The 2,041-nt window shown below is 30.6% G+C and carries 2 protein-coding genes; both read right to left on the bottom strand.

Features of this window, described 5'->3' with window-relative positions; genetic code table 11:
• Positions 1-598: 598 nt before the first annotated feature.
• On the bottom strand, positions 599-1,267 hold the full coding sequence (locus tag U9R42_11855) for a protein-L-isoaspartate(D-aspartate) O-methyltransferase (GenBank protein MEA3496717.1): 669 nt from the start codon (positions 1,265-1,267) through the stop codon (positions 599-601).
• Complete coding sequence (locus tag U9R42_11850; GenBank protein ID MEA3496716.1) at positions 1,257-1,781, bottom strand: DUF6580 family putative transport protein; 525 nt, start codon at positions 1,779-1,781, stop codon at positions 1,257-1,259. Before U9R42_11850 ends, U9R42_11855 begins: the two co-directional genes overlap by 11 nt.
• Between the last annotated feature and the right edge of the window lie 260 nt (positions 1,782-2,041).

The raw sequence follows: 2,041 nt of genomic DNA, 5'->3' as shown, positions 1-2,041 counted from the left end.
AAAGAGGATTATAAACTTTATAAAAAAGTACAGGAAACAAGGGAAATGAATGGCGTTTATATGCTGATGCCTTATGAATTTCAAGCAAACTAATTTTTGCTGAAATGCTTATTTCTTGATTTGTTTATTTGCTAAGGCTAAGTTCTATTTATCTCAGCAAATAATGTCGTGCCCGCACTAGGTGTAGATTGTATCTACACCTTTCTATCAACCAAGTATTGATAATGATAAAAAGTATAAAAAAGGAACAAAATTAGAGCTTGATTTAATTGGAAAAATTAAGCTTGTACATTGAAAGTTTTAGAACTTTAGGGTGAGGGAGTTGATACTAAACCACCATCAATTTAATTAATAATAATCTAGTATTATGCCGATGGATTAGCATGTTAAGAAAATTTATTTTCTGTTACATGATAACCTTTCGGTATGAAAAAGAGTGTAAGCAAATTACAGAGTAATACTGATTTTATTTTATGGTTTTGTACTTGAATTGGTATAAACTGTGGTTTATTGCAAAAAACAGCAAATAATCAAATTTTTCTTTATGTTCATAGCGTCTTTTGCGAGAAATAAATTTGTTTCAAATCAACAATCCTTATCAGCTTTTCCAACCATTTTTGCCAATTAGAGGCACAAAACGGAATAGATCCAAGGGCTGTTTTGTGAAATCCGTATCTGATATTTTTTTGATTTTGTACATTGTTTGAGTAGCTCTATCTCCTACGGGTACCACGAGTATTCCTCCTATCTTAAGTTGGTCGATTAAATTTTGGGGTATTTCGGGAGCTGCTGCTGTAACAATTATTTTATTAAAAGGAGCATGTTCGGGAAGTCCAACTGTGCCATCTCCAACAAACATTTTTGGGTTGTAACCCATTTTTGGTAAAAGTGCTTTTGCTTTTTTGTATAGTTTTTCTATTCTTTCTATGGAATATACTTTTGCTCCAAGCTCTTCAAGAATGCAAGCTTGATAGCCGGAGCCAAGTCCTATTTCAAGAACTTTGTCTCCTTCTTCAATTTCTAATAGCTGTGTTTGATAAGCAACAGTAAATGGTTGTGAAATTGTTTGGTTTTCACCTATTTGCATAGCCTGATCTTTGTATGCCAATTCATGAAATGCTGAGTCAAGGAAATAATGTCGGGGTATTTTCTCAATTGCATCAATTATTCGTTGATCATTAATTCCTTTTTCGCTTACTTTTTTAGCAAGTTTTCTTCGTAAGCCTTTGTGTTTGTACGAATCTATTAATCCTGAATCAGTTGTCATTTACAGTTGATAGTACTTTTGTTCTTTCAAAAATTAAGTAAGCAGTTGTAAAAAATATAGCATTGAACATGAGGTCTCCTGCAATTGTGTATCTGAAAAATGGAATCCCGTCAATGTAAACTCCTATTAGTGAGGGAGTAAGTCCCATGCCTGTAATCCAAACGCCAAAATTTGTTATTAAAAAGAAAAGAACAGAACCTGCTAATGATGCTCCAAGAATAAAAATAGGTTTTTTATTGTGTTTTAAATATGTACCAATAAATATCAACAATACAAAAGAAGCGTAAACGAAAATCATAGTGTTGTGAAGTCCAATAATAAGGTCGGAAATAAAAAGTATGGATATTGGAAGGATAAAAGCTAATTTTTTATTTTTAAAATATGCACCACCAAAAAGAGCAATTGCTCCAATAGCAGTAAAGTTTGGAATTTTGAAAATAAAACGGCTTGCAATACCAATTATAATAATAGCTAAGATTATTAAATTTCGTTTAAGTTCAGTATTTGTTTTCATAAGTTTTATAATTAGTGATTTTATACAATGCAAATTTGATAATAATATGTTAAACAATGAAATATTTTCTTAACAATCGAATAATATTTTCTTTTGCTTAATCGGGTAGGAATAATTAAAACATGGAAATTATATAGATTTAATATGTAATTTCAATTACAGCATTGCCGTAGATGAAGAAATTTGTAGTATCGCATTTGTTAATTTTAAACTGACCGTATTTATCTCCAATTTGACAATTTAAGAAATCAAGTTTGTAG

The sequence above is a fragment of the Bacteroidota bacterium genome, from assembly GCA_034723125.1.
In the GTDB taxonomy this organism is placed as follows: Bacteria; Bacteroidota; Bacteroidia; order CAILMK01; family JAAYUY01; genus JAYEOP01.
The sequence above is the reverse complement of the archived record's forward strand: the minus strand, read 5'-3'. Positions and strand labels throughout refer to the sequence as shown.

Coding starts and splice junctions, on each gene's coding strand:
- U9R42_11850 (MEA3496716.1), bottom strand. CDS start 1,781: ATGAAAACAAATACTGAACTTAAACGAAATTTAATAATCTTAGCTATT.
- U9R42_11855 (MEA3496717.1), bottom strand. CDS start 1,267: ATGACAACTGATTCAGGATTAATAGATTCGTACAAACACAAAGGCTTA.